We start from the raw sequence: 568 nt of genomic DNA on the forward strand, positions 1-568 counted from the left end.
CTCGTATCCGGTGTATCGATGCCGATAGAACCTACAGGAGAAGCTGGGAATACGATAACGCAACCAGAACCATCAACAACGCTACCAGCAGCAGTACCTGGGCATTTGTCAAACTGATCAGCAACACCGTCACCGTCTGAATCTTTTTTCAGGTCGTTAACCGCAGTTTCTACGTTGGTAACACGGCCTTTTAAAGCTTCAACTTCCTGGCGTAAAGCTGCATCGTACAATTCATCATACATTTGAGCAACCGGGTTTACCCACTCTAAGTTTTGTTTTGATTTAGGACCAAAAGTGTACTCTAAACCACCGTAAGTATAAGAGTAGTGGCTAAAAGTAGGATAAGTGTGAGCACCAGAGAAGTTATAACCCTGTACAAAGCTAACAGTGTAACCTAAGTTTAAAGCTAACGCGTCAGATAATCTGAATTTAACACCTGCRCCTACAGGAGCAAATAATTCTTTCACGTTTTTATCACCGAATGGCAAAGTATTTACAGTGCCTCCAGCAGATGTATTGCTCTTAATTTTATACATATCTAAACCTAAACCGGCAGATGTATAAAAGT

1 pseudogene is annotated in these 568 nt (G+C 41.4%); it reads right to left on the bottom strand.

What is annotated here, in order from left to right:
• Window positions 1–536 (bottom strand): annotated as a pseudogene (locus tag AC1DYB_RS30400) (OmpA family protein); the annotation flags it as partial.
• Window positions 537–568 lie beyond the last annotated feature (32 nt).

Source organism: Mucilaginibacter sp. P2_A4 (assembly GCF_056405015.1).